Source organism: Amycolatopsis ponsaeliensis (assembly GCF_030182635.1).
Classification (GTDB): domain Bacteria; phylum Actinomycetota; class Actinomycetes; order Mycobacteriales; family Pseudonocardiaceae; genus Amycolatopsis; species Amycolatopsis ponsaeliensis.
In genome coordinates, this window is the sequence record NZ_JAPZLD010000034.1 from 52,238 (window position 1) to 77,522 (window position 25,285).

A 25,285-nucleotide genomic window follows, 5' to 3' on the forward strand; every position below is an offset into this window, starting at 1 on the left:
GAGGGTGAACAGGACCAGCAAGGGACCGTGCTCGAGACCGAGCACGCCCATCCCGTGACGCTTTCGCCCGTCCGGCCCCACGAGCCCCTCCCCCTCGAAGCCGACGAGCAACGCGGGCTGAACGTCGTCCGCCGCTTCGGCACGATCGGGTCGCTCTTCCTCGCCCTCGGCTCCCTCGGCGCCGGCGCCGCCCCGGTGATCAACCCGGTGCAGGAGATCCCGGTGCTGCGGCTGTTCACCCGGATCCCGACGGTGTCGCTGGCCATCGCGATCTCCGGGATGGGCATCCTCGTGCTCAGCTGGCTGATGCTCGGGAAGTTCGCCCGGCCCGACCGCGCCCGGCTCGCGTCGCAGGGCCAGCTCGCGCGCACGATCGCGCTGTGGGTGCTGCCGCTGCTGGTCATCCCGCCGCTGTTCTCCCGCGACGTCTACAGCTACCTCGCGCAGAGCGAGATCGTGCACCGCGGCATGGACCCCTACGTCCTCGGCCCGGCGCAGGCCCTCGGCGTCGCCGACCCGTTCACCATGGGCGTGTCGAACATGTGGCGCGAGACGCCGGCGCCGTACGGGCCCCTGGTGCTGCGCCTCGGCGGCTGGCTCGCGCCGCTGTCCGGCAACAGCATCGCCGTCGGCGTGCTCCTGCAGCGCGTGCTCGCCCTGGCCGGCGTGGTCCTCATCGTCTGGGCGCTGCCCCGGCTCGCCCGCCGCTTCGGCGTCCAGCCCGCGACCGCGCTGTGGCTCGGCGCCCTCAACCCGCTGCTGATCTTCCACTTCATCGCCGGCGCCCACAACGACGCGCTCGCCATCGGCCTGATGCTCGCCGGGCTGGAGGTCGGCATCCGGCGGCTGCCGATCCGGGTGAAGGGCGACACGCCACCACCACTGGCGCGCGGCGAGCTGCTCTACATCGGGCTCGGGGTGGCGATCATCACCTTGGGCGTCGCGGTGAAGCTGCCCGCCCTGTTCGCCTTGCCGTTCTTCGCCGTGATGGTCGCGCGGCGCTGGCACGGCCGGCTCAAGGACCTCTTCGTCGCCGGGGCCCCGATGGCGCTGTGGTTCGGGCTGGTGCTGGTCGCCGTCTGCTTCGGCACCGGCCTCGGCTTCGGCTGGGTCGGCGCGACGTTCGACACCCCGGGCCTGGTCCGCTCCTGGATCTCCCCCACCGCCGAGCTCGCCAACCTCTCCGGCGTCCTGGGCATCGCGCTCGGGCTCGGCAACCACACCAACGGCCTGGTGCCCATCCTCGGCGCGCTCGGCTACCTCGTCGCCGTCGCCATCACGGTCAAGTTCCTGTGGGACAGCTTCAAGTGGCGCTACCGGCCGATCATCGGCCTCGGCGTCTCCCTCGGCGCGGTGATGATCCTGCAGATCAACCTGCAGCCCTGGTACGTGCTGTGGGCGGTGATCCCGCTGGCCGCCGCGGCCGGGACGTCCCGGTTCCGGGTGGCCGCGGCGGTGCTGTCCGCCGCCCTGCCGTTCCTCCTGCCGCCCACCGGCAGCACCTTCGACGGCCGCCCGTACGTGCTCCCGTTCGCCTACGTCGCGGCGATCGTCGTGTGCGGCGGCGGGATGCTGATCGTGCGGCGGCTCGCCCCCGTCCTGCTCTCCAGGCCGTCCCCGCGGGTGCCCGCGCGGGCCGACGCCGTATCGTGACCCGATGTGAGTGCCCCCGCCGTCGAGATCACCGGGCTGGTGAAAAGCTACGGCTCCACCCGCGCGGTCGACGGTCTCGACCTGCGGATGGAGCGCGGCAGCCTGCTCGCCCTGCTCGGCCCGAACGGGGCCGGCAAGACTACCACCGTCGAGATCTGCGAAGGCTTCCTGAAGCCTGACGCGGGCACGGTGCGCGTGCTCGGCCTCGACCCCGTGCGCGAGTCGGCCGCGCTGCGCCCCCGCGTCGGGATCATGCCCCAGGGCGGCGGTGCCTACCCCGGCGTCCGCGCCGACGAGATGCTCGGGCTGGTGGCGTCCTGCGCGGCCTCCCCGCTGGATCCGGCCTGGCTGCTGGACATCCTCGGGCTGGCGTCGGTGCGGCGGACGCCGTTCAAGCGCCTTTCCGGCGGGCAGCAGCAACGGCTTTCGCTGGCGTGCGCGCTGATCGGGCGGCCGGAGCTGGTGTTCCTCGACGAGCCGACCGCGGGCATGGACCCGCAGGCCCGGCGGCTGGTGTGGGACCTGCTGGGCGCGCTGCGCCGCGACGGCGTCTCGGTGCTGCTGACCACGCATCTGATGGAGGAGGCCGAAGCGCTGGCCGACACCGTGGTGATCATGGACCACGGCAAGGTCGTCGTCTCCGGAGCACCGCAGTCGTTGACGGTCGACGAGACCGGCACCGCGGGCCTACGGTTCAAGGCACGAACGCGGCTGGACACGGAGCTGTTGACCGCGGCGCTGCCGGAGGGTTACACGGTGCGCGAGGCGGCGCCTGGCACGTACGTCGTGGTGGGCTCGGTCGACCCGCAGGTCGTGTCGACGGTCACGGCGTGGTGCGCGCAGCAGGGCGTGCTGCCGGAGGAGCTGCAGGTCGGCAAGCGCACGCTCGAAGAGGTCTTCCTGGAGCTGACCGGACGGGAGCTGCGGGCATGACTTTCGCTCCTGGCACGTTCACCCCGGCCCCGGGGCGCGGATCCCTGGGCCGCATGCTGCGGACGCACGCGCGGGTCGAGGCGAGCTTGACCCTGCGCCACGGCGAGCAGGTGCTGCTGACGCTGCTCATTCCCTTGGCGCTGCTGATCGGGTTGTCGCTGCTGGACATCCTGCCCGCGTCCCAGCTGGGTTCGACGTCCAAAGTGGACTGGATCACGCCCCGCATCCTGGCGCTGGCGGTGATGTCGTCGGCGTTCACGGGCCAGGCGATCGCGCTGGGCTTCGACCGGCGTTACGGGGTGCTGAAGCGCCTTTCGGCGACGGCGTTGCCGCGGTGGCTGCTGGTGGCCGGGCGGCTCATCGCGGCGCTGGTGGTGGTCGTCCTGCAGTCGGTGATCATCGGCGTGGTGGCGGCGTTCCTGGGGTGGTCACCTTCGTTCTCGGGCCTGGCTTCGGCCGTGTTGCTGCTGGTGCTGGGCACGTTGGCCTTCGGCGCGCTGGGCGTGCTGCTGGGTGGGGCGCTGCGCGCGGAAGCCGTGCTGGCGCTGGCGAACATCGTCTGGTTCGTGCTGCTCCTGGCGGGCGGCATCCTGCTGGCGCCGTCGTCGTTGCCGTCGGGGCTGGCCCGCGTGGTGGAACTGCTGCCGTCGGGAGCGCTGGCCGAGGGAATGCGGTCCGCTCTGGTCGACGGCGCGTTCGCTCCCGGGCCGCTAGCGGTGCTGGCGGTGTGGGCGGTCCTCGCGGGCGCTCTCGCTTCCCGCACGACGAAGCTCACCTGAATGCCCTGCGGGACGGGGTAGAACTCACCTCACCGAACCGCGCCGCCCCTGAGATGGTCTCCCGGTCCGGGCTCGATCTCCCGAGGGGTAGTTCCATGGTTTCGAAGACGCGCGTCGCCCTGATCATGCTGCTCCTGCTCGTCGTCGCGATCGGACTGGTGGCCCTGCTCGTGTCGCTCGACGCGGGGGCCTTCTGGATCAGGACCGTCCCTATCGCCGTGGTGGGATTCGGTGCCGTCTTCGCCCAGTCGTCCGGCCTCTTCCAGAAGAAGGGCAAGAAAACCGAGTGACCTAGGTCCCTTGCGCCCGGCACGTCGTTCTGGGCGCCGGGACCTGCCGAAAGCCGCGTTTCCCGGCGCTCTACCATCGATGGGTGCCGTTCACCAGCCTCGTCGCCCGCCTGCCGTATCCCTCCGCCACCGTGCAGCGGGCCGTCGGGATCGCCGCGGTCCTCGCGCAGGCGCTGATCGGCGTCACCGGCTCCATCGTGCGCGTCACCGGCTCGGGCCTCGGCTGCCCGACCTGGCCGCAGTGCGTCGCCGGCAGCCTGGTGCCGGTGAACCACCCGGGCATCCACGCGCTCAACCAGTGGATCGAGTTCAGCAACCGGATGCTCACCGGCGTCGTCATCGCCGTCGCCGCGATCGCCGTCCTCACGGCGTGGCGCGTGCAGATCGACCACCCGGGCCGCACCCGCCTGGTCAAGCTGGCCTGGACGATGCCCGGCGGCGTCGTGCTGCAGGCCGTCGTCGGCGGGATGACCGTGCTCGCCAAACTCGAGTGGTGGACGGTCGCGATCCACTTCCTCGCCACCACTCCCCTCGTCTGGCTCGCGGTCCTCCTGCTGCGCGCGTTCCGCGAAGGCGACGAACCCGCGCGCCCGCTGGTGCCCGGCCGCTCGGTCCTGGTCGCGCTGGCCGTCGTGATGTGGCTGGTGCTCGCGGCGGGCACCACGGTGACCGGCGCCGGCCCGCACAGCGGCGACATCAACACGCACCGCCTGGCCGTCTCGGTGGAGACCCTCGCCCAGGTCCACGGCGGACTGCTGGTGCTGTACATGCTCCTGCTCGCGGTGTTCGGCCTGCAGCTGCTGCGCGCCGGCGCGCCGAAGAGCCTGTGGCAGCGCTACATCTGGGTCTGGGTGATCGCGCTCGCGCAGGGCGGTCTCGGCTCGCTGCAGTACGTGCTGGGCGTGCCGGAGGCGATGGTGTCGTTCCACGTCCTCGGCGCGATGGCGGTGATCGTCGCGACGGCGACGCTGTGGACGGGCAGCCGCGACCGCGGCCCGGTGACGTCGCTGGAGGCGGCACCGCGGGAACTCGCGGCCGCCTGACGGCAACGCGGCCTTAACTCGGCGTCGGCGTGCCCGTTTCGCCCGTGGGTTACTGTTCGCGCCATGACCTCGCGCGCCGCCCCCAAGCCGCTGATCTCCCACCGCCGTGGCACGGGCGAGATGCTCGTGCTGAAGACGTTCCTCTTGGTGCCGTTCGCGGCGCTCCTGGTAGCGGTCCCGCTGGTGTGGGGCTGGGGCATGACATGGATCGACCTGGCACTGGCGGCGGGGTTCTACGTGTTCGCGACGCTCGGCGTGACGGTGGGTTTCCACCGCTACTTCACCCACGGCGCGTTCAAGGCGTCCCGGCCCCTGCGGGTGATGCTGGCCATCGCGGGCAGCATGGCGGTCCAGGGTTCGGTGATCTTCTGGGTGGCGAGCCACCGGCGTCACCACGCGTTCGCGGACCGGGAGGGTGACCCGCATTCGCCGTGGCTGTTCGGGACGTCGCCGTCGGCGTTGCTGCGGGGCTTTTGGCACGCTCACATGGGGTGGATGTTCTCCCGCGAGGTGACCAACGCTGATCGGTTCGCCCCGGATCTGGTGGCCGACGGGGATCTGCGGGTGGTGAACCGGTACTTCTGGCTGTGGATCACTTTGAGTCTGGCTCTGCCGGCCGCGCTGGGCGGGTTGCTTTCGTGGTCCTGGTGGGGTGTCGTGACGGCTTTCTTCTGGGCTGGCCTGGTGCGGATCGCTTTCCTGCACCATGTGTCGTGGTCGGTGAACTCGATTTGTCACCTGATCGGGGAGAGGCCGTTCGCTTCACGCGACAAGGCGGCTAACTTTTGGCCGCTGGCGGTGCTTTCGATGGGTGAGTCGTGGCACAACTCGCACCACGCGGATCCGACTTGCGCGCGGCATGGGGTGCTGCGGGGGCAGGTGGATATCTCGGCTCGGGTGATCCGGACTTTTGAGCAGTTGGGCTGGGCGACCGATGTCCGGTGGCCGCGGGCGGACCGGCTGGCTGCGAAGCGGGCCTGAATCTCACCCCACTGTTGACACAAGGTAAACTGCTCTCGCAGACCGTAGTCTGCGTCCGGCGAGTACGTATAGAGGGAGAGAGCGCGTGCAGCACCATGAGCGCGCTGGTGGCGGCGAAGGCGGCGGCAACACCGGCAACTGACCCGGCCTAGTGCCGGCCAGCTCTCTCAGGGAAGGGAATAAAGCCACGTTGGCGCGATGTGGCTTTGTTTTCACCTTTCGGCCACCGGAAAGCGATCCCGTACTCCTCACGTGGGTGGCAGCACTCCTCGAAGGTGTGCTGAACGAACCCGTCGCCAACGTCGAGCAGGCGCGGATCACCCCCCGGCGGACGGCGCAGCCGTTCGACCTCCAACTGCTCCGCGTACCACCAGCAGGCCTCGGGCAGGCACTCTTCATCGAAGTTCACGCGGATCGTCAGCCCGCCCTTCGCCACGCCGTGGTGATCCACCTTGACGCTGATCCACCTGCGCTCTTCGTCCAGGCTCCCGTCGACCGCCTCGGAGACGAAGCTGTAGGACTCGTCCCTTCGCAGCTTTCGCCGGAAACGCAGCCTGACCAGGACGGGATCGACGGACTGCTCACCGGGCGTGGCGGCGAGCCGACAGTTCCACAGGGCCTTGACGGGAAGTTCGACGAGGTTCCCGGTCCAGCCGGCCTCCGCGTAGACGTCGTAGCCGTCGAGACCGTCCTTGCGGGCGACCACGTCCCGCTCGGTGAGGCGTCGCAACGCCGTTCGCCGGTGCATCACGACAGTGACGACCATCCGCTCGACGAACACCGGCTGTGCCCCCTCGGACGGCGCGCGAAACCCCTCAGCACCTCCCTCGCCGGGAGGCGTTCCCGTCATCGCCGAGCGCCCGATGTCCACGTAAGGCAGCCAGTCTTCGCCCTCGAGGTGATTCAGCTTGCACGTCACCGCGGCGCCGAGCATTCCGAGCGCGCCGGCCCAGGCTTTGTTCATCGGCGTGTTCGACAGCGGTTTCCGTTCACCGAACAGGCCGCGGACCTCGGCCAGCTGACCGAATCGATCACCGAGGTTCGCCGCCCAGCTCGCGCTGCCGTCCGGCACCGGCGGCAGCCGGAACGCGGCCAGCAAGACGAAATGCTCGCGCGGTTCCACCACCGAACCCAGCTTTCCGATCTCGTCGACGATGAGTCCCCAGATCGCCCACGCGCGCAGTTCCGGGGTGGCCGCCGGCACCGATGCAGTCGGGTCGACGAGGCAACCGAGCAAGGTGCCGGACCCGCTTGACGACGATTCGGCCGCGCGCCGGAGGGCGCCGAGCGGATCTCCGTCCCGGCGCCTGGCCAGCGATCCCAGCGCGGCCTTCTCGGGCGATTCGTCGATGCGTTCCCGGTTCAGCTGCGCCGTCACCGCGCCCCCTCCGCGCCGGAAAGACCGCTGACAAAGGGCGAAAACGCGCGAGAAAGCCCGACAAGCAGAAACATCTCCGCACCACCAAAGATCATTTCCGGTCCCCACTCCCACCAGGCACCCTGAACGCAGGCGTACTAGTACACCATAGAGAGGGGTAGTACAGTGGGCAACGGAAAGCGCAGCCGGACTTCGGCTCACCAGGATGATTCCCAGGACCTGCGTAAATTGATCAAGGCCGGTCTGACCGGAATCGGCGGGCTCTATCTGATCACCAGCTCGATCGCCGTGACCGTCATCGGCGCGGTTGTGGCTCTCGTGCTCGCCGCAGTGCAGCGAGCCGCCAAATGACTACGCCAACTGCTGCCGCACCGCCGAGGCGAAGCGCAGCGCCGCCGACGTGTCCGTCTGGCGGAAGCCCAGCGACGGCTCCGTCAGCTCCAGCTCCAGCAGCAACGGCTTCCCGTCCGCACCACGCACCACGTCCACGCGCGCGTACAGCAACTCCGCCCGCAAGATCCCCAGCAACGCCGAAGCCGCGTCGAGGACGTCCTCCGCCAACGCCACCGCGTCGGGCGGCGGCGAAGCCGGTGCCAGTTTCTCCGACAGGTACAACCCCGATGAGTCCATCGTGGACCCCAGCATCGCGGCTTTCGAAAACGCGTGCGAATAGAACCCGCCGATGTAAACCAAAGCCAGCTCACCGGAAGTGTCCACACTGGACTGGTAAGGCTGGATCAGCGCCGTGTGGCCCTCGGCGTGCAAGGCCGCCACGTGCGCGGAAGCGTCGGCGCCGGCAGCGAACCGGGCCGCGCCGCGGGAACCCGCTCCCACCGAGGGCTTCACCACGTAGTCCGACGACGGGAACCGAGCCGTGTCGCCCGGTGCGGCCAAGACCGTCGGGACCACCGCCACACCCGCGTCGAGCAGCTCGACCAGGTACGACTTGTCCGTGTTCCAGCGAACGACACCAAAGGGGTTGTACAACGCCGGCACCGACTCGCACCACGCGAGGAACTCCGGGCGTCGGGCCGCGTAGTCCCACGTCGCGCGCAGGATCACCGCGTCCGCGTCCTCGAACGCAGCCCCCGAGTCCCACGCCGCCCAGGAGACCGAGAAGCCCAGCGAAGACAAAGCCGGCACCAGAGCGTCGTCGTCGCCGTCGCCCGAAGGCAGCTCCGCGCAGCCGACCAGGATCGCCGTGCGGTTCACCGGCCCGCCATCTTGCGGCGGTGCTCCGGGCCGATCTTCGTCTGCTTGACCGTCTCCGCGTCCCACGTTGCCGGTGAGAGGTCCTCGACCGCCTCGACCAGCGCCTCGCCCGTCGCCACCGACGGCACCACCACGTCGCCGAGAGCGCCGTCGGCTCCGACCAGCACCACGCGGGCGCCTGCCCGGCCGATGTTCTCCACCACCGCGCGGGACGGCTTGCCGTGCGCCTTCACGAACTTGCGCGCCGCCGTCAGCTGGGCGGATGAAGGGGCCACCGTCTCTTCGGAAGTTTCCACGTCCCGCACGATAGCCAACCGGCCGCCGGAACGCGGAACAGCGTGGCGTCGGCCATAGTTGTGCCTGGGAGAACCCGACCCGAGGAGGACGCATGCCCACCGCAGTGCAGGTGACGAAGACCGGCGGCCCGGAAGTGCTCGAAGCGGCCGAAGTGGACGTCCGCGGACCCGAGGCCGGCGAACTGCTGGTCGACGTCGCCGCGGCCGGCGTCAACTACATCGACACCTACCAGCGCCAGGGCATCTACCCGATCGACCTGCCGTTCGTGCTCGGCCTCGAGGGTGCCGGGACGGTCGTCGAAGCCGCCCCCGGGACCGGGTTCGAGGCCGGCGACCGCGTCGCCTGGCAGGGCTCCCTCGGCAGCTACGCGGCGCGCAAGGTCCTCCCTGCGTCGATCGCCGTGAAGGTACCCGAAGGTGTCTCGCTGGAGACCGCCGCCGCGACCATGCTCCAGGGCATGACGGCGCACTACCTCGTCGCGTCGACGTTCGAGGTCAAGCCCGGCCACGACGTGCTGGTGCACGCGGCCGCGGGCGGCGTCGGCCTGCTGCTGGTGCAGCTGGCGAAGGCGCGCGGCGCCCGTGTGATCGGCACCGTGTCGACCGAGGAGAAGGAGAAGCTCGCCCGCGAAGCCGGCGCCGACGAGGTGATCCGCTACGACCGTGACGACTTCGCGAAGATCACCCGCGAGCTGACCGGCGGCAACGGCGTCGACGTCGTGTACGACGGCGTCGGCAAGGACACCGTCGACGGCAGCCTCGCCAGTCTCAAGATCCGCGGCCTGCTGGCGCTGTTCGGCGCGTCCAGCGGCCCGGTCCCGCCGATCGACCCGCAGCGCCTCAACTCCGGCGGCTCGCTCTACCTGACCCGCCCGACGTCGGCGCACTACACGCGCTCCCGCGAGGAGATCGACTGGCGGTCCAAGGAGCTGTTCGACGCGGTCCTCGCCGGCGACCTCACCGTCCGCATCGGCGGCAAGTACCCGCTGGCCGACGCCCGCAAGGCCCACGAAGACCTGCAGGCCCGCCGCACGACCGGCAAGCTCCTGCTCATCCCCTGACCGCCCGGGAAGGCCACCTCGCGAAAGGCGGCCTTCCCGAAGCCGGGACTCAGCCCTTGTCGGTCGGGACCGAAACGGCGTCGGTGACGAAGACCAGCGTCTCGTTCGGCTTGATGCCCTGGCCGCCCTCGCCGTACGCGAGGTCCGGCGGGATGATCAGCAGGCGGCGGCCGCCCTGCTTGATGCCCTCCAGGCCCTTGTCCCAGCCCGGGATGACCTCGCCCGCACCGAGGTTCAGGTCGAACGTCTCGCCGCGGTCGAACGAGCTGTCCAGCTTCTGCTTGTCCGACCACGTCACGAGCAGGTAGTTCATCTTCAGCTTCTGCCCCGCCTTGGCGCCGGTGCCGGTGCCCTCGGACAGGTCCTTGGTGATCAGCTTCTTCGGCGGGTCGCAGTCGTCGGGGATGGTGATCGTCGGCACCTCGCCGAACTTCCCCGTCGTCTTGATGTCGTCCGCGGTGCACTCGCGGCCCTTGCTCTGGGTCGCCTGGGCGGCGCCGGACGACGGGACGGGCGGGCCCGCCGGGGCGGCCGTCTGGGGTTTGGCGTCCTGGCCGCACGCGGCCAGCGACAGCGCCGCCGCGGCGACGACCACGATCTTCCCGATCTTCTGCATGCCGGGCACCCTAGCCAAGCACGGAGAGTGCCGGGACGTCGTCACCCGTGGCGACCACGCCGAGCCGCCGCGTAGCGCGCGTCAGGGCCACGTACAGGTCGTTGAGCCCGCGCGGCGAGCCCGCCACGACCTCGTCCGGCGCGACCAGCACCACCGAGTCGAACTCCAGGCCCTTCGCCCGCTCGACGGTCAGCACGCTCAGCCGCTCGTCGTGCTCGGAAAGCCACGACGACACCTCGTCGAACCGGTGCGCGGGCACCAGGACCGCCACCGTGCCACCGTCCACTTCGGACAGCTCGCGCGCCACCAGCCCGGGCAGCTCAGTGGCGAGCGACGCCGGCCGCGCCGACCACGGCGGCACCCCGGTCTCCCGCACCGAAGACGGCGCCGACAACGCCGGGTCGACCTCGGCGAGCACCCGGGCCGCGACCGCCATGATCTCCGCGGGCGTGCGGTAGTTCACGGTCAGCTGCTCGAGCCGCCACCGGTCCGCGACGTACGGCGAGAGCGCCTCGTCCCACGACCGCGCGCCGCCGGCCGCGCCGGTCTGCGCGACGTCCCCGACCAGCGTCATCGACCGGTTCGGCGACCGCCGCATGAGCAGCCGCCAGTCCATCGCCGAGAGCTCCTGGGCCTCGTCGACGATCACGTGCCCGAACGTCCAGGTCCGGTCCTGCGCGGCGCGCTGGGCGGCGGTCAGCTCGCTGCGCTCCACCTGGCGCTCGGCGAACAGCTCGGCGTCGAGGACGTCGGAGACGCGCAGCAGCTCTTCGTCGATGATCTCCTCGTCCTGCTCGAGGATGTCGAGCACGCCCTCGGCGTACGCGCGGTCCTCGCGCTCACGGCGTTTGCGTTCGACGCGGGCCTCGGTGTCGTCGACGCCGATCAGCTCGGCCAGCTCGTCGAGCAGCGGCACGTCGGCCGGTGTCCACTTCGCGTCGCGGCCGCTCTCGAGCAGCGCGCGGTCCTCCTCGGACAGCAGCTTCCGGGCGGCGCTGGAGAGCCGTTCGCGGTCGGCGAACAGGTCGTCGAGCACGCCTTCCGGGGTCAGCACGGGCCACAGCGAGTTCAGGGCCGCCGCGATGTTCTCGTCCGCGGCCAGCTCGGCCCGGATGTCGGCCAGGTCCTGCCCGTCGAGGAGGTCCTCCCCCAGCTTCCGGGCGGCCTGGCGGGTCAGCGCGTCGAGGACGTCGGAGACGAACAGGCGCCGCGCCGGGTTGTGCGGGCGCCGCGAGCGGCGGGCGCGGGTCCGGGCGTCGGTGCACGTCTTGCGGTCGAGCTTGAGGACGTCGTGCTCGTATTCGATCTCCAGGACGGGTTCGGGCACGCGCTGGCGGTCGCGGACGGCGTTGGCGAGCACCTCGGCCAGCACCAGCCGGCCCTTCACCTCGGTGGTCTCGCGCGGCTCGACGCCGACGGCGTCCAGGCCCGGGTAGAGCTGCCCGATCGTGGCGAGCAGCACACCGGTCTCGCCGAGCGACGGCAGCACCTGGCCGATGTAGCGCAGGAACGTGCTGTTCGGCCCGACGACGAGCACGCCGCGCGTGGTGAGCTGCTGGCGGTGCGTGTAGAGCAGGTAGGCCGCGCGGTGCAGCGCAACGGCGGTCTTGCCCGTGCCCGGGCCGCCCTGCACGACCATGACGCCGCCGAGCGGCGCGCGGATGATGCGGTCCTGCTCGGCCTGGATGGTGGCGACGATGTCGCTCATCTCACCGGTGCGCCGCTGTTCGAGCGCGGCGAGCAGCGCGGCCTCGCCGGCCAGCCCGAGGTCCTGGCCCTGGTCGGCGGCGGTGAGGTCGAGGATCTCGTCGTCGAAGCCGGTGACCTTGCGGGTCAGCGACCGCAGGTGCCGGCGTCGCCGCACCCCTTCGGGTGACGCGGCGGTGGCGAGGTAGAAGGGCCGCGCGACGGGCGCCCGCCAGTCGACGAGCAGCGGCCGGTAATCGTCGTCTTCGTCGAACAGCCCGAGCCGGCCGATGTAGGTGGTCTCCTCGGCGGCGGCGGGGACGAAGTCGAGCCGCCCGAAGGCCAGCCCCTGCTCGACGGAGCCGAGCTGGGCGAGCCGGTCGGTGTAGAGGGTGGTGGCGACGTCGCGTTCGGTGCGGGCCTGCGGGGTGCCGCCGGTCTGGCGGAGGGTCTCGTCGAGGCGCCGCTGGGCCTCGGCGCGTTCGGCGTCGAGCTTCGCGTAGAGGGTGGTGACGTAGGCCTGCTCGCGGGCGAGCTCGGCGGTGAAGCCGTCCGAGGACACGGACAAGAGGATCCTGCTTTCGCCTCAAGGAAAAGAGCCAGCCAAGTTTAACGGCGCACGCGGCGCGATCATTCCGGCGCGAGGTCGCAGTACGGGGAGACCTCGCTGCCGGGAGCGAGGGTGGCCGGCAGCTCCTTCTCCCCCACCGCGCACGACACGCTCGCCGCCGGCAGCTGCTCGCCGCCCGTGATACGGCCGGCCGCGTCGCGGTGGAGCACCGCGGCTCCGCGGCTGGTCAGCGCGCGGCAGTTCGCCGAGTGGTAGCGGACGGCGCCCGGGACGACTGTCGCGGTCACCGGGGTGAAGCCGCCCAGGGCCTCGGGCGCCAGCCAGACCGCCGGGCCCGGTGTGGGCCGGTCCAGTGCGACGCCGGCCCGCTGTCCGGGAGTGAGCAGCGGCACCTCGACGGACCGCGAACCGGACGTCACCACGACGCGGTAGGCGGCCAACGCGCTCGTGTTCTCCAGCACAGCGGCGCCCGGCCCCTGTTCGGCGACCCGCACCACACCGCCGTCCGGTGCGGTACCCGGCAGTGCCGTGATCCGGGCGGGAATGGCGCAGCCGCTGCCGAGGAGCGCGTTCGTGTCGAGCGACACCTTTCCGCGACCGAGGAACGCCAGCAGGCCGAGGACCACGACGGCCGCCAGCACCACCAGCACCCGGTCCTTGCCCAGGCGCGGCATCACGGCCGGTCCGGGCTGATCACCTTGTACACATCGCCGGCGGTCCCGTAGTAGGACCCCGCCACCACGTAGACCCCGGTCCCCGAGCCCGGCTGCCAGTACGTGCGCATCTCGTCCGGGTCGGCCGGGTACGGCACCTCGGCCAGCGGCACCCCGCGTGCGTCGAGCAGCGCGGCGACGTCGGCGAAGGCGACCGAAGCGGGGAAAACGCCGTAGCGCTCGCTCAGGACCGGGCCGACGACCTCGGGACCGGGGGTACGGAGCCGGTGTGCCTGGACCGAGAAGTGCGTCCCGGCCCACGGCTGCCCGGGACCGGAACGCTGCCAGAAGAACTCGACCAAGCCGTGGTCGCGCGCCAGGAAGTGCTTCGACGGGTTGTCGCCGTAGTCGTCGCCGAGCAGTTCGGCCACCCGCTCGGGTGACCACGTGTGGTCGGCCCCGAGCACGGTGCCCGACTCGATGACGCCGGCGAAGAAGTCCGCCGGGCTCAGAACGGGAGACCGAGGGTCGGCAAGCCGATCGCCGAGTCGACCGCCAGCGCCACGAACACGATCATCAGGTACGTGTTGGACCGGTGGAACAGCGCCATCGGCTTCGTCTCTTCACCGCGCCGCACCGCGGCCTGCAGGCTGTGCGCGTAGAAGAGGAACCAGCCGCCCGCCAGGATGGCGAACGTGCCGTACAGCCAGGACGTCACCGGGAGCAGCAGCAGCGTCCACGCCACCATCACCCACGAGTAGATGACGATCTGGCGGGCGACGTGCTGGGCGGTGGCCACCACCGGCAGCATCGGGACGCCCGCGCGCTCGTAGTCGTCGCGATACTTCATGCCCAGCGCCCACGTGTGCGGCGGCGTCCAGAAGAAGATGACGCCGAACATCACGAACGCCGGCCACTGCACGGTGCCGGTGACCGCGGCCCAGCCGATGACGACCGGCATGCAGCCCGCCGCGCCGCCCCAGACCACGTTCTGCGACGTGCGCCGCTTGAGGCCGAGCGTGTAGACGAAGATGTAGAAGAGGATCGTCGCGACCGCGAGGATCGCCGACAGCATGTTGACCGTGAAATAGAGCACCACGGCCGAGGCGACGCCCATCACCAAGCCGAAGATCAGCGCGCCACGGCGGGGCACCGAGTCCTTCACCAGCGGGCGGCGCTTCGTGCGGTTCATCACCTTGTCGATGTCCGCGTCGATCACGCAGTTGAGCGCGTTCGCGCTGCCCGCGGCCATCGTCCCGCCGACCAGCGTGGCCAGGACCAGCCACGGCGAGGGGATCTGACGGCCGGCGAGGAACATCGCCGGGATCGTGGTCACCAGCAGGAGCTCGATCACCCGCGGCTTCGCCAGCGCGGCGTAGGCGCCGACGACCCGGCGGATGCTTCGCCGGTCACCGTGCGGTCGATCACCGGTCGGGTGCACCGCGCTGGTGTCGTCACTGCGTCCGTGCGCAGCGTTCACCAACGACATTTCACTCCCTGCGTCAGGTTCGGGCGGGCCCGGTGCCGGAGGCGTGTGGTGCCGCTGAAAACCGCCGGGCTGAACCCTCGAACGATGTTAGACGTGGTGAATCCCGTGGGTGATCGCGGGTCTGGAACGGGTCCAAGCACTAGGCTGGCCGGGTCGGGCCGCGATTGCCCCTGCGCAGGGTCGCGAGCAGGAATATCGTCCCTTCGGGATCGATTGAGATAGATGACCCCGCGCACGGGTAACCGGAACGAGGAAGACCAGCCGCAACCATCATGACCGGGAGTTGGAGTTCAGTGTCCGATACCGCCCCTACCAGCGAGAACAACCCACTCCTCCGGCGCAACGTGCCCGCCGACTGGACCGACACCGACACCCGCGCCGTGGACACCGTCCGGGTACTCGCCGCGGACGCGGTCGAGAACTGTGGCAGCGGCCACCCCGGTACCGCGATGAGCCTGGCGCCGCTGGCCTACACGCTCTTCCAGCGCACGCTGCGTCACGACCCGAACGACCAGAACTGGCCGGGCCGCGACCGGTTCGTGCTGTCGGCCGGGCACAGCAGCCTGACGCTCTACATCCAGCTGTTCCTCGCCGGCTACGGCCTCGAGCTCGAGGACCTCAAGCAGCTGCGCAAGTGGGGCTCGAAGACCCCGGGTCACCCGGAGTACCGGCACACCGACGGCGTCGAGACCACCACCGGCCCGCTGGGGCAGGGTCTGGCGAACGCCGTGGGCATGGCGATGGCCGCCCGCCGCGAGCGCGGCCTGCTCGACCCGGACACCGCTCCCGGCGAGAGCATCTTCGACCACTTCATCTACGCCGTCGCTTCCGACGGTGACATCGAAGAGGGCGTCACCTCCGAGGCCTCGTCCATCGCGGGCCGCCAGGAGCTGGGGAACCTGATCGTCTTCTGGGACGACAACAAGATCTCCATCGAGGACGACACGAACATCGCCCTCTCGGAGGACACGGTCGCGCGCTACGAGGCCTACGGGTGGCACACCCAGGTCGTCGAGGGCGGCGAAGACGTCGTCGCGATCGAAGAGGCCATCAAGAACGCGAAGGCCGAGACCGGCCGCCCGTCCTTCATCGCGGTGCGGACCGTCATCGGTTACCCGGCGCCGAAGAAGATGGGCACCGGCAAGGCGCACGGCGCCGCGCTGGGCGGCGAAGAGGTCGCCGCCGTCAAGAAGATCCTCGGCTTCGACCCGGAGCAGTCGTTCCAGGTCGAGGACGACGTGCTGAAGCACACCCGCCAGGCGCTCGAGCGCGGCAAGGCCGCCCACGCCGAATGGCAGGACAAGTACGAGGCGTGGGGCGCCGCGAACCCGGAGCGCAAGAAGATCGGCGACCGGATGGCCACCCGCACGCTGCCCGAGGGCTTCGCCGACAACCTGCCGAAGTGGGAGCCGGACGCCAAGGGCGTCGCGACCCGCAAGGCCTCCGGTGAGGTGCTCAACGCCCTCGCCGACCCGCTGCCGGAGCTGTGGGGCGGCTCGGCCGACCTGGCCGAGAGCAACAACACCACGATGAAGGGCGCCGACTCGTTCGGTCCCGAGAAGGCCGCCACCGACATGTGGCAGGCCAACCCGTACGGCCGGACGCTGCACTTCGGCATCCGCGAGCACGCCATGGGCTCGATCCTCAACGGGATCGCGCTGCACGGCGGTACCCGCCCGTACGGCGCGACGTTCCTCATCTTCTCCGACTACATGCGCCCGCCGGTCCGGCTGGCCGCGCTGATGAAGGCGCCGGTCACCTACGTGTGGACGCACGACTCGATCGGCCTCGGCGAGGACGGGCCGACGCACCAGCCGATCGAGCAGCTTTCCGCGCTGCGCGCGATCCCGGGCCTCAACGTCGTCCGCCCGGCGGACGCCAACGAGACCGCCTACGCGTGGAAGGCCGTGCTGGAGGACATCCACCACCCGTCCGGCCTGGCGCTCACCCGCCAGAACGTGCCGGTGCTCGAGGGCACCAGCGCCGAGGGCGTCGCCAAGGGCGGTTACGTCCTGGCGGACTCCGACGGCACTCCGGACGTCGTGCTGATCGGCACCGGTTCCGAAGTCCAGCTCGCCGTCGAGGCGAAGAAGGTCCTCGAGGCCGACGGCGTCCAGGCGCGCGTCGTCTCGATGCCGTGCGTCGAGTGGTTCGACGCGCAGGACGCGGCCTACCGCGAATCCGTCATCCCGGCCGGTGTGAAGGCCCGTGTGTCCGTCGAGGCGGGCATCGCCCAGTCGTGGCACCGCTTCACCGGTGACGCCGGGGTGAACGTTTCGATCGAGCACTTCGGCGCCTCCGCCGATGCCGCCACACTGTTCCGTGAGTTCGGTTTCACCACGGAAGCAGTCGTCGACGCGGCCCGCCGCTCGATCGCCAACACCAAGAACTGAAGGGGATGACAGTAATGAGCAACGACAAGCTCGCGGCGCTGTCCGAGGCCGGTGTATCGATCTGGCTGGACGACCTCTCGCGCGAACGCCTGAACACCGGCAACCTCGCGGCTCTGGTCCGCGACAAGCACGTCGTCGGCGTGACGACCAACCCGACGATCTTCGCCAACGCGATGTCCAAGGGTGACGCCTACGACGAGCGGACGAAGGAGCTCGCCGCCCAGGGCGCCGACGTCGAGGCGACCATCCGGGACCTGACGACGACCGACGTGCGCAACGCCGCGGACCTGTTCCGCGACGTCTACACCGCCTCGAACGGCGTCGACGGCCGTGTCTCGATCGAGGTCGACCCGCGCCTGGCCAAGGACACCGACCGCACGGTCGCCGAGGCCCAGGACCTGTGGAAGACCGTCGACCGGCCGAACACGCTGATCAAGATCCCGGCCACCGAAGAGGGCCTGCCGGCGATCACCCGCACGCTCGCCGAGGGCATCAGCGTCAACGTCACGCTGATCTTCTCCGTCGAGCGGTACAAGAAAGTCATCGAGGCCTACTTCGCCGGCCTGGAGCAGGCGAAGGCCAACGGCCACGACCTGCGCGGCATCCACTCGGTGGCGTCCTTCTTCGTGTCCCGGGTGGACACCGAGATCGACAAGCGGCTCGACGCGATCGGCACGGACGAGGCCAAGGCCCTGCGCGGCAAGGCCGCCGTCGCCAACGCCCGGCTCGCCTACGCGGCCTTCGAAGAGCTGTCCGCCACGGACCGCTGGAAGGCCCTCGCGGCCGACGGCGCGAACGCGCAGCGTCCGCTGTGGGCGTCGACCGGGGTCAAGAACCCGGACTACTCCCCCACCCTCTACGTCGACGACCTCGTCGTGAAGAACACTGTCAACACGATGCCGGAGAAGACCCTCGACGCCGTCGCCGAGCACTCCGACCTCAAGGGTGACCAGGTTTCCGGGCGCGGCGCCGAAGCGCAGGCGGTCTTCGACCAGCTCGAGGCCGTGGGCATCGACATCACCGACGTGTTCCTGGTGCTGGAGAACGAAGGCGTCGAGAAGTTCGAGAAGTCCTGGGTGGAACTGCTCGAGACCGTGAACGGCCAGCTCGAAAAGGCGAAGGGCTGAAGCACGACATGACGACAGGGGAAAAGACCGGCGTCGAGATCGTCGACGCCGAACTGGCGGAGCGCGCTGCGCCCCTGGTGCAGCGGCTGGTCGCCGACCAGGCCGCTTCGAAGCTGGCGGCACAGGACGCCACGCTCTGGGGACCGGAAGCCGAGTCCGAGGCGTCGATCCGGCTGTCCTGGACGACGCTGCACAAGTCGTCCCGGCCGCTGATCGGCGAGATCGAGGCACTGCGGACCGAACTGCGCTCCGAGGGCGTCGACCGCGTCGTGCTGGCCGGCATGGGCGGCTCGTCGCTGGCGCCGGAGGTGATCACCGGAACCGACGGCGTCGCGCTGACCGTGCTCGACACCACCGACCCCGGCCAGGTCGCCGACGCGCTGGCCGGTGACCTCGAGCGCACGGTGATCGTGGTGTCGTCGAAGTCGGGCGGCACCGTCGAGACCGACAGCCACCGGCGGATCTTCGCGAAGGCCTTCGCCGACGCGGGGATCGACGCGGCACGGCGGATCGTGGTCGTCACCGACCCGGGCTCGCCGTTCCAGGAACTGTCCGAAAAGGAGGGTTACCGCAAGACCTTCCTCGCCGACCCGCACGTCGGCGGCCGCTACTCGGCGCTGACCGCGTTCGGGCTCGTCCCGGCCGGCCTCGCCGGCGCGGACGTCGCCCGGCTGCTCGACCAGGCCGCCTCGGCGGCCGAGGAGCTCGCGGCCGACGACGCGGCCAACCCGGCGGTCAAGCTGGCCGCCGCGTGGGCCGCCGCGCACGAAGCGGGCGCGGAGAAGGTCGTGCTGGCCGACTCCGGTTCCGGCATCAAGGGCTTCCCGGACTGGGCCGAGCAGCTGATCGCGGAGTCGACCGGCAAGCAGGGCACCGGATTGCTGCCCGTCGCGGTCGAAGGCACGGAGGCACCCGGCTTCGCCGACGCGAAGTCCGACGCCACCGCGGTCGCCGTCGGCGCCCCGAAGGGCGCGGCGAAGATCGCCGTCACCGGCTCGCTCGGCGCGCAGCTCCTGCTCTGGGAGTTCGCGACAGCGCTGGCCGGCCGGCTGCTCGGGATCAACCCGTTCGACCAGCCCGACGTCGAGACCGCGAAGAAGGCGGCGCGCGCGCTGCTGGACGACCCGGAGAAGCTGAAGGGCGGCGAAACGGCGTCCAATGTGGACGGACCGGTCGAGATCTTCGGCAGCGACGGGGTTTCCACGGACGGCAGCCTGACCGACGTGCTCCGCGCGTTCTTCGCTTCGGCGCCGGACGCGGGCTACATCGCGGTGCAGGCCTACCTCGACCGCCTCGACGACGCGTCGACCGAGCTGCTGCGCGGCGAGATCGCCAAGGGCACCGGCCTGCAGACGACGTTCGGCTGGGGCCCGCGGTTCCTGCACTCCACCGGCCAGTACCACAAGGGCGGGCACCAGAACGGCGTGTTCCTGCAGCTCACCGGCGCCGTCGAGCACGACCTCGACGTGCCGGAGCGGCCGTACACGCTCGGTCAGCTGCAGCACGCCCAGGCCCTGGGCGACGGGCAGGTGCTCGCCGAGCACGGCCGTCCGGTGCTGCGCCTGCACCTGACCGACCGGGCCGCCGGGCTCGCGGCGGTCGTCCGCGCGGTACAGGAGGTCGGCGCATGACGTGGAGCAACCCGCTGCGCGATCCGCGGGACAAGCGGCTCCCGCGCATCGCCGGGCCGTCCAGCCTGGTGATCTTCGGGGTCACCGGCGACCTGGCCCGCAAGAAGCTGATGCCCGCCATCTACGACCTGGCCAACCGCGGGCTGCTGCCCGCCGGCTTCTCGCTCGTCGGGTTCGCCCGGCGTGACTGGGAGCACCAGGACTTCGGCGAGCTCGTGCACGACTCGGTCAAGGAGCACGCCCGGACGCCCTTCAAGGAGTCGGTGTGGAGCCGGCTCGCCGAAGGCATCCGGTTCGTGCAGGGCACCTTCGACGACGACGACGCCTTCGACCGGCTCGCGCAGACGGTCAAGGACCTCGACAAGGAACGCGGCACCGGCGGCAACACCGCGTTCTACCTGTCGATCCCGCCCGGCGCGTTCCCGGTGGTGACCAAGCAGCTGGCCCGTTCCGGGCTGGCGAACGCCGACGAGAAGACGTGGCGGCGCGTGGTCATCGAGAAGCCCTTCGGCCACGACCTCAAGAGCGCCGAAGAGCTGAACGCGATCGTCAACGACGTCTTCCCCGAGGAGTCGGTGTTCCGCATCGACCACTACCTCGGCAAGGAGACGGTGCAGAACATCCTGGCGCTGCGCTTCGCGAACCAGCTGTTCGAGCCGATCTGGAACGCCAACTACGTCGACCACGTGCAGATCACCATGGCCGAGGACATCGGCCTCGGCGGCCGCGCGGGGTACTACGACGGCATCGGCGCCGCCCGCGACGTCATCCAGAACCACCTGCTGCAGCTGCTCGCCTTCACCGCGATGGAGGAGCCGCTGTCGTTCGACCCGCGGGCCCTGCGCGCGGAGAAGATCAAGGTCCTCTCGGGCACCAGCGCGATCGGGCCGCTGAACAAGACCACCGCGCGCGGCCAGTACGCGGGCGGCTGGCAGGGCGGCACGAAGGTGCCCGGCCTGCTGCAGGAAGAGGGCTTCGCGAAGGACTCGAAGACCGAGACCTACGCCGCGGTGACCCTGGAGGTGCAGAGCCGCCGCTGGGCCGGGGTGCCGTTCTACCTGCGCACCGGCAAGCGGCTCGGCCGCCGCGTCACCGAGATCGCCATCGTGTTCAAGCGGGCACCGCACCTGCCGTTCGACTCGACGTCAACTGAGGAGCTGGGGCAGAACGCCCTGGTCATCCGGGTGCAGCCGGACGAGGGCATCACGCTGCGGTTCGGCTCGAAGGTGCCGGGGACCACGATGGAGGTCCGCGACGTCACGATGGACTTCGGGTACGGGCACGCGTTCACCGAGTCCTCCCCCGAGGCCTACGAGCGCCTGATCCTCGACGTCCTGCTCGGCGAACCGTCGCTGTTCCCGGTCAACGAAGAGGTCGAGCTCTCCTGGAAGATCCTCGACCCGATCCTGGAGCACTGGGCCAAGGAAGGCTCGCCGGAGCAGTACCCGCCGGGCACCTGGGGCCCGCCGTCCGCCGACGAAATGCTGGAGCGCACCGGCCGGAAATGGAGGCGCCCGTGATCATCGACCTGCCGTCCACCACGACCTCGGCACTGAACAAGAAGCTGGTGGAGATCCGCGAACAGGGCGGGCAAGTCGCGCTCGGGCGGGTGCTGACGCTGGTGATCGTGGCCGACGACGACGCCAACCTCGAAGAGGCCATCGAAGCGGCCAACGGCGCGAGCCGCGAACACCCGTCACGGGTGATCGTGGTGGCCAAGGGCGCGCGCACCGCGGCGCCGCGGATCGACGGCCAGATCCGGGTCGGCGGCGACGCCGGCGCGAGCGAGGTCATCGTGCTGCGGCTCTACGGCCCGCTGGCCGCGCAGGGCCAGAGCGCGGTGGTGCCGCTGCTGCTGCCGGACGCGCCGATCGTCTGCTGGTGGCCCGGGCCCGGGCCGAAGGACCCGGCGAACGACCCGCTGGGCGAGCTGGCCCAGCGCCGCATCACCGACTCCGCCGCGGAGAAGAACCCGGTGCGGGCGCTGACCACGCGCGCGAAGGCGTACACGGCCGGCGACACCGACCTGGCGTGGACCCGGCTGACCCGCTGGCGGGCGCAGCTCGTGTCGGCGCTGGACCTGCCGCCGTTCGAGAAGATCACCGGCGCGACGGTGACCGGCGAGGCCGACTCGCCGTCGACCGAGCTGCTGGCCGGCTGGCTGGCGGAGTACCTCAAGGTGCCCGTGAAGCGGGTCAAGAGCACCGGCGCGGCCGGGATCATCTCGGTGACCCTGGAGCGCCGGTCGGGCGCGGTGGAGCTGCACCGGCCGGACGGGCGCGTCGGCACGCTGACCCAGCCGGGCCAGCCGACCCGGCGGATCGCGCTGCAGCGTCGTGACAACCAGGACTGCCTGATCGAGGAGCTGCGGCGGCTCGACCCGGACGAGGTGTACGAGACGTCGCTGCACGGGCTGGGCAAGATCACGTCCGGCACGAACGGCAAGCCGGGGGCGCCGGCCAAGGCCGACGTCACGTCCCCGGCGGCCGCGGCAGTCGCTTCCGGTTCGAAGAAATGAGCAAGACGGAAGTAGTCGTCTACGCGAACCAGGACCTCCTGGCGGCCGCGGCGGCCGCCAGGCTGGTCACGCGGCTGGTGGACGTTCAGGCGGCCAAGGGGTCGGCATCGCTGGTGCTGACCGGCGGCGGCACGGGCATCGCGGTGCTGTCGGAGCTGCGGGCGTCGTCGGCCCGCGACGCGATCGACTGGTCGCGCTTGGACGTCTACTGGGGCGACGAGCGGTTCGTCCCGGCGGATTCGGACGAGCGGAACGAGAAGCAGGCCCGCGAGGCTTTGCTGGATCACGTGCCGTTGGATCCGAAGCGCATCCACGTGATGGCGCCGTCGGACGGCGAGTTCGGCGACGACGTCGATGCGGCGGCTGCTTCGTACGCTTCGGTGCTGGCGTCGCAGGCGGGCCCGGAGGACCACGGCGATGTGCCGTCGTTCGACATCATGCTGCTGGGCCTGGGCGGCGAGGGTCACACGGCATCGGTGTTCCCGGAGTCCCCGGCGGTCTACGAGACCGAGCGGTCGGTGGTGGCGGTGCGCAACTGCCCCAAGCCGCCGTCGACGCGGGTTTCGCTGACGCTGCCGGCCATCCGGCGGGCTCAGGACGTCTGGTTGATGACGGCCGGGTCGGCGAAGGCTGACGCCGTGGCTTTGGCGTTGGCCGGGGCTGGTGAAGTCCAGTTGCCGGTGGCCGGGGCTCGCGGGCACCGGCGGACGTTGTGGCTGCTCGATCGTGCTGCTGCCGGGAAGCTGACGAAGGTGTATCAGCCTCCTACGGCTTGAGTTGTCTGCTGAAGGCCCCCTCGGTTTGCACTGAGGGGGCCTTCTCTTTGGCCGGCGGAACTGTCGGGGGTTGCCGGTAGCGTGGAAAACGGGGGCTGCTCAGGCGGTTTGCCACGGTTGCCCGCGCCCAGCGAACCTCGCCGCTTGGCTCGGCCGCGTCTTACTTGACCCGCCAGCCGCGGCCCAGGTTGCCGAAGATCTCCTCCGCCGCCTTCCGCGGGTTCTCCGCGCCCACGATCAGCTCCCGGGACGCCAGCGCGAACCGGGCCAGCGCGGCGCACGACACGTCGCCCTCCGCGGCTCCCGTCTCCTCCGTGATCGCCTGGGCGAGAGCCGTCTCGTGGCGCATCCACATTCGACGGCCGTAGTCGCGTAGCACCGGGGTGCTCTCGATCAGCCGGATGAACTCGTCGCTCGGGCCGCCGTCGGCGCTGTCGCGCAGCATGTGCTCGCGCAGGGCGTCCACGATCGTGTGGCCCGGTGGCCGGCCGCGGACCGCCAGGACCAGCGCCGCCTCGATGTCGTCGTCCTGGTCGAACAGCAGCGCCTCCTTGCTCGGGAAGTACTTGAACAACGTCGTCACCGAGACGTCCGCGGCATCCGCGACGTCCTTCACCCCGACCTCGTCGTACCCGCGTTCGAGGAACAGCTCCAGCGCGGCATCGGCCAGCGCCTGCCGGGTCTGCGCCTTCTTGCGCTCGCGGCGCCCGATCAGTTCGGTCATGCGCTCAGCCTACGTGATGGTGGACTCACTTCAAAAGTTGAGTCGTTGCACTTTCTGAGTCACTGTGCTTTTCTGGCTCCAGGCCGCCGGACCAGCCGGGGGCACCGAACTTCCAGGGGGAAGTCATGAACTCCATCGCCATCGTCGGCGCCGGCCTGGGCGGACTCGCCTGCGCCCGCGTCCTGCAGCTCCACGGCCTCGACGTCACCGTCTTCGAACAGGAAGCCTCGGCCGGCGCCCGCACCCAGGGCGGCACCCTCGACCTGCACGGCGACACCGGCCAGGTCGCCCTCCGCACCGCCGGCCTGCACGACGAGTTCCGCGCCCTGGCCCGCCCCGAAGGCCAGCAGATGCGCGCACTCGACCCGCACAGCGCCGAAGTCGTCATGGACGAGGTCCCCGCGGAAGGCGACGACTTCCGCCCCGAGATCGACCGCGGCCAGCTCCGCGGCCTCCTCCTCGGCTCCTTGAAGCCCGGCACCGTCCAGTGGGGACAGCCGATCACCGACGTCACCACGGCCGGCCGGCTGACCTTCGCCGACGGCACCGCCCGCGACTTCGACCTGGTCGTCGGCGCGGACGGCGCGTGGTCCCGCGTCCGCCGCGCCCTCACCGGCGTCCGGCCCGAGTACAGCGGGGTCACGTTCGTCGAGCTCGGCCTCGACGACGCCGACCGCCGTCACCCGGACCTGGCCGCGCTGACCGGCCAGGGGACGATGATGACGAAGATCGACGGGAAGGCGCTCGTCGCGCAGCGCAACAGCAACGGCCACATCCGCTGCTACGCCATCTTCTACGCATCCGAAGACTGGGCCGCCGGCCTCGACTTCGCCGACACTGCGGCCGTGCGCGCGCACCTGCTGGAGCGCTTCGCCGGCTGGCACCCGAGCCTGCTCGGGTTCCTGCACGACCTCGACGGCGGGTTCACGAACCGGCCGTTGCACGTCCTCCCGGTGCCGCACGCCTGGACCCACACGCCCCGGCTCACGCTGCTCGGCGACGCGGCGCACCTGATGCCACCGCTGGGTGTCGGCGCGAACCTGGCCCTGCTGGACGGCACCGAGCTCGCGACCGCGCTGGCCACCGCACCGAGCGTCGGCGAGGCCGTCCGGACGTACGAGGCCGGGATGCTGCCGCGGTCGATCGAGACGGCGCAGGCCTGCGCCACCGGCCTGCACGACCTGCTCAGCGACGACCTCAGGTCGATGGCGGCCTGACGACCTACCGCCGGACGTCCACACGTGGGTAACATGATTCCCACGATGTGGTCGTTCCGGTGCACAGCGGGGAGCAACACTCCCACTCTCGGTAGCACCCCTGCGCGGCTATCGTCCGGACGGAGCAGTCGACTACGGAATTCGGACGCCGGAACTCCGACAACGGGTGAAACTTACCGTCTTTCTACGCGACCTCGTTAGCATCCGCACATTTGTCCGTTGCTGCGCGTCCCGATCGGGCCCTGAGCACCTCTCACC

24 protein-coding genes are annotated in these 25,285 nt (G+C 70.6%); 15 read left to right on the plus strand and 9 right to left on the minus strand.

All coding sequences use genetic code 11. The features are described 5' to 3' along the window. Positions 1–27: 27 nt before the first annotated feature. The 6 genes from mptB (at position 28) to QQ657_RS38195 (ending at position 5,679) form a co-directional block, all read left to right on the plus strand. A complete protein-coding gene (mptB, locus tag QQ657_RS38170; RefSeq protein WP_434056823.1) occupies positions 28–1,653 on the plus strand; it encodes a polyprenol phosphomannose-dependent alpha 1,6 mannosyltransferase MptB in 1,626 nt (541 codons plus the stop codon). 6 nt (positions 1,654–1,659) lie between these two features. Further along, entirely contained in the window at positions 1,660–2,586 is a 927-nt protein-coding gene (locus QQ657_RS38175) for an ABC transporter ATP-binding protein (protein WP_284747205.1), read from the plus strand. Beyond that, the gene (locus tag QQ657_RS38180; RefSeq protein WP_284747206.1) at positions 2,583–3,365 is read left to right on the plus strand and encodes an ABC transporter permease; all 783 of its coding nucleotides are present in this window, start codon (positions 2,583–2,585) and stop codon (positions 3,363–3,365) included. Before QQ657_RS38175 ends, QQ657_RS38180 begins: the two co-directional genes overlap by 4 nt. A gap of 95 nt (positions 3,366–3,460) precedes the next feature. Beyond that, positions 3,461–3,655 (plus strand): hypothetical protein, encoded by a 195-nt coding sequence (locus tag QQ657_RS38185; protein ID WP_284747207.1) that lies wholly within the window; start codon positions 3,461–3,463, stop codon positions 3,653–3,655. A gap of 83 nt (positions 3,656–3,738) precedes the next feature. Then, a complete protein-coding gene (locus QQ657_RS38190; protein WP_284747208.1) occupies positions 3,739–4,698 on the plus strand; it encodes a COX15/CtaA family protein in 960 nt (319 codons plus the stop codon). A 63-nt stretch (positions 4,699–4,761) separates the two neighbouring features. Further along, positions 4,762–5,679, plus strand: a complete 918-nt coding sequence (locus QQ657_RS38195) for an acyl-CoA desaturase (RefSeq protein WP_284747209.1) — start codon at positions 4,762–4,764, stop codon at positions 5,677–5,679. Positions 5,680–5,827: 148 nt separating this feature from the next. Here QQ657_RS38195 and QQ657_RS38200 read toward each other — a convergent pair whose 3' ends face one another. Next, positions 5,828–7,057 (minus strand): hypothetical protein, encoded by a 1,230-nt coding sequence (locus QQ657_RS38200; RefSeq protein WP_284747210.1) that lies wholly within the window; start codon positions 7,055–7,057, stop codon positions 5,828–5,830. Positions 7,058–7,222: 165 nt separating this feature from the next. Here QQ657_RS38200 and QQ657_RS38205 point away from each other — a divergent pair, with 165 nt between their 5' ends. Next, positions 7,223–7,408, plus strand: a complete 186-nt coding sequence (locus QQ657_RS38205) for a hypothetical protein (protein ID WP_284747211.1) — start codon at positions 7,223–7,225, stop codon at positions 7,406–7,408. Here QQ657_RS38205 and QQ657_RS38210 read toward each other — a convergent pair whose 3' ends face one another. Continuing rightward, positions 7,409–8,269 carry an ATP-grasp domain-containing protein gene (locus QQ657_RS38210; RefSeq protein WP_284747212.1) on the minus strand — a complete coding sequence of 287 codons (861 nt, stop codon included), beginning with the start codon at positions 8,267–8,269 and terminating at the stop codon, positions 7,409–7,411. It lies immediately after the preceding gene. Continuing rightward, positions 8,266–8,565 (minus strand): hypothetical protein, encoded by a 300-nt coding sequence (locus QQ657_RS38215; RefSeq protein WP_284747213.1) that lies wholly within the window; start codon positions 8,563–8,565, stop codon positions 8,266–8,268. Before QQ657_RS38215 ends, QQ657_RS38210 begins: the two co-directional genes overlap by 4 nt. Positions 8,566–8,657: 92 nt before the next feature. On the opposite strand from QQ657_RS38215, the gene QQ657_RS38220 reads away from it, so the two are divergent. Continuing rightward, positions 8,658–9,626 (plus strand): quinone oxidoreductase family protein, encoded by a 969-nt coding sequence (locus QQ657_RS38220; protein ID WP_284747214.1) that lies wholly within the window; start codon positions 8,658–8,660, stop codon positions 9,624–9,626. 49 nt (positions 9,627–9,675) lie between these two features. Here the strand turns inward: QQ657_RS38220 and QQ657_RS38225 are convergent, their stop codons facing one another. The 5 genes from QQ657_RS38225 to QQ657_RS38245 form a co-directional block, all read right to left on the minus strand. After that, a complete protein-coding gene (locus QQ657_RS38225; RefSeq protein WP_284747215.1) occupies positions 9,676–10,242 on the minus strand; it encodes an FKBP-type peptidyl-prolyl cis-trans isomerase in 567 nt (188 codons plus the stop codon). Between the two features lie 10 nt (positions 10,243–10,252). Beyond that, positions 10,253–12,496, minus strand: a complete 2,244-nt coding sequence (locus QQ657_RS38230) for a HelD family protein (RefSeq protein ID WP_284747216.1) — start codon at positions 12,494–12,496, stop codon at positions 10,253–10,255. A gap of 62 nt (positions 12,497–12,558) precedes the next feature. Further along, positions 12,559–13,176: a hypothetical protein gene (locus QQ657_RS38235; protein WP_284747217.1), complete on the minus strand. Its 618-nt coding sequence runs from the start codon at positions 13,174–13,176 to the stop codon at positions 12,559–12,561. Beyond that, positions 13,173–13,619 carry a hypothetical protein gene (locus tag QQ657_RS38240; RefSeq protein WP_284747218.1) on the minus strand — a complete coding sequence of 149 codons (447 nt, stop codon included), beginning with the start codon at positions 13,617–13,619 and terminating at the stop codon, positions 13,173–13,175. Before QQ657_RS38240 ends, QQ657_RS38235 begins: the two co-directional genes overlap by 4 nt. Positions 13,620–13,660: 41 nt before the next feature. Continuing rightward, positions 13,661–14,641, minus strand: a complete 981-nt coding sequence (locus QQ657_RS38245) for a heme o synthase (protein ID WP_284747219.1) — start codon at positions 14,639–14,641, stop codon at positions 13,661–13,663. A gap of 293 nt (positions 14,642–14,934) precedes the next feature. Here QQ657_RS38245 and tkt point away from each other — a divergent pair, with 293 nt between their 5' ends. From tkt to pgl, 6 genes are read left to right on the plus strand one after another with little or no spacing between them, the layout of a single operon-like run. Beyond that, complete coding sequence (gene tkt / locus QQ657_RS38250) at positions 14,935–17,034, plus strand: transketolase (RefSeq protein WP_284747220.1); 2,100 nt, start codon at positions 14,935–14,937, stop codon at positions 17,032–17,034. A 14-nt stretch (positions 17,035–17,048) separates the two neighbouring features. Next, positions 17,049–18,161 (plus strand): transaldolase, encoded by a 1,113-nt coding sequence (tal, locus tag QQ657_RS38255; RefSeq protein ID WP_284747221.1) that lies wholly within the window; start codon positions 17,049–17,051, stop codon positions 18,159–18,161. Positions 18,162–18,169: 8 nt separating this feature from the next. Then, entirely contained in the window at positions 18,170–19,792 is a 1,623-nt protein-coding gene (locus QQ657_RS38260) for a phosphoglucose isomerase-related protein (protein ID WP_284747222.1), read from the plus strand. Next, entirely contained in the window at positions 19,789–21,312 is a 1,524-nt protein-coding gene (gene zwf / locus QQ657_RS38265) for a glucose-6-phosphate dehydrogenase (RefSeq protein WP_284747223.1), read from the plus strand. The genes QQ657_RS38260 and zwf overlap by 4 nt, the downstream gene beginning before the upstream one ends. Further along, entirely contained in the window at positions 21,309–22,310 is a 1,002-nt protein-coding gene (gene opcA, locus QQ657_RS38270; RefSeq protein ID WP_284747224.1) for a glucose-6-phosphate dehydrogenase assembly protein OpcA, read from the plus strand. Before zwf ends, opcA begins: the two co-directional genes overlap by 4 nt. Then, complete coding sequence (pgl, locus tag QQ657_RS38275) at positions 22,307–23,086, plus strand: 6-phosphogluconolactonase (protein ID WP_284747225.1); 780 nt, start codon at positions 22,307–22,309, stop codon at positions 23,084–23,086. Before opcA ends, pgl begins: the two co-directional genes overlap by 4 nt. Positions 23,087–23,246: 160 nt before the next feature. Here the strand turns inward: pgl and QQ657_RS38280 are convergent, their stop codons facing one another. Continuing rightward, positions 23,247–23,810, minus strand: a complete 564-nt coding sequence (locus tag QQ657_RS38280) for a TetR/AcrR family transcriptional regulator (protein ID WP_284747226.1) — start codon at positions 23,808–23,810, stop codon at positions 23,247–23,249. 125 nt (positions 23,811–23,935) lie between these two features. Here QQ657_RS38280 and QQ657_RS38285 point away from each other — a divergent pair, with 125 nt between their 5' ends. Continuing rightward, positions 23,936–25,027, plus strand: a complete 1,092-nt coding sequence (locus tag QQ657_RS38285) for an FAD-dependent oxidoreductase (RefSeq protein WP_284747227.1) — start codon at positions 23,936–23,938, stop codon at positions 25,025–25,027. The last annotated feature ends 258 nt before the right edge of the window (positions 25,028–25,285 follow it).

Coding starts and splice junctions, on each gene's coding strand:
- QQ657_RS38180 (WP_284747206.1), top strand. CDS start 2,583: ATGACTTTCGCTCCTGGCACGTTCACCCCGGCCCCGGGGCGCGGATCC.
- QQ657_RS38185 (WP_284747207.1), top strand. CDS start 3,461: ATGGTTTCGAAGACGCGCGTCGCCCTGATCATGCTGCTCCTGCTCGTC.
- QQ657_RS38195 (WP_284747209.1), top strand. CDS start 4,762: ATGACCTCGCGCGCCGCCCCCAAGCCGCTGATCTCCCACCGCCGTGGC.
- QQ657_RS38220 (WP_284747214.1), top strand. CDS start 8,658: ATGCCCACCGCAGTGCAGGTGACGAAGACCGGCGGCCCGGAAGTGCTC.
- QQ657_RS38225 (WP_284747215.1), bottom strand. CDS start 10,242: ATGCAGAAGATCGGGAAGATCGTGGTCGTCGCCGCGGCGGCGCTGTCG.
- QQ657_RS38245 (WP_284747219.1), bottom strand. CDS start 14,641: ATGTCGTTGGTGAACGCTGCGCACGGACGCAGTGACGACACCAGCGCG.
- tal (WP_284747221.1), top strand. CDS start 17,049: ATGAGCAACGACAAGCTCGCGGCGCTGTCCGAGGCCGGTGTATCGATC.
- QQ657_RS38260 (WP_284747222.1), top strand. CDS start 18,170: ATGACGACAGGGGAAAAGACCGGCGTCGAGATCGTCGACGCCGAACTG.
- zwf (WP_284747223.1), top strand. CDS start 19,789: ATGACGTGGAGCAACCCGCTGCGCGATCCGCGGGACAAGCGGCTCCCG.
- pgl (WP_284747225.1), top strand. CDS start 22,307: ATGAGCAAGACGGAAGTAGTCGTCTACGCGAACCAGGACCTCCTGGCG.
- QQ657_RS38280 (WP_284747226.1), bottom strand. CDS start 23,810: ATGACCGAACTGATCGGGCGCCGCGAGCGCAAGAAGGCGCAGACCCGG.
- QQ657_RS38285 (WP_284747227.1), top strand. CDS start 23,936: ATGAACTCCATCGCCATCGTCGGCGCCGGCCTGGGCGGACTCGCCTGC.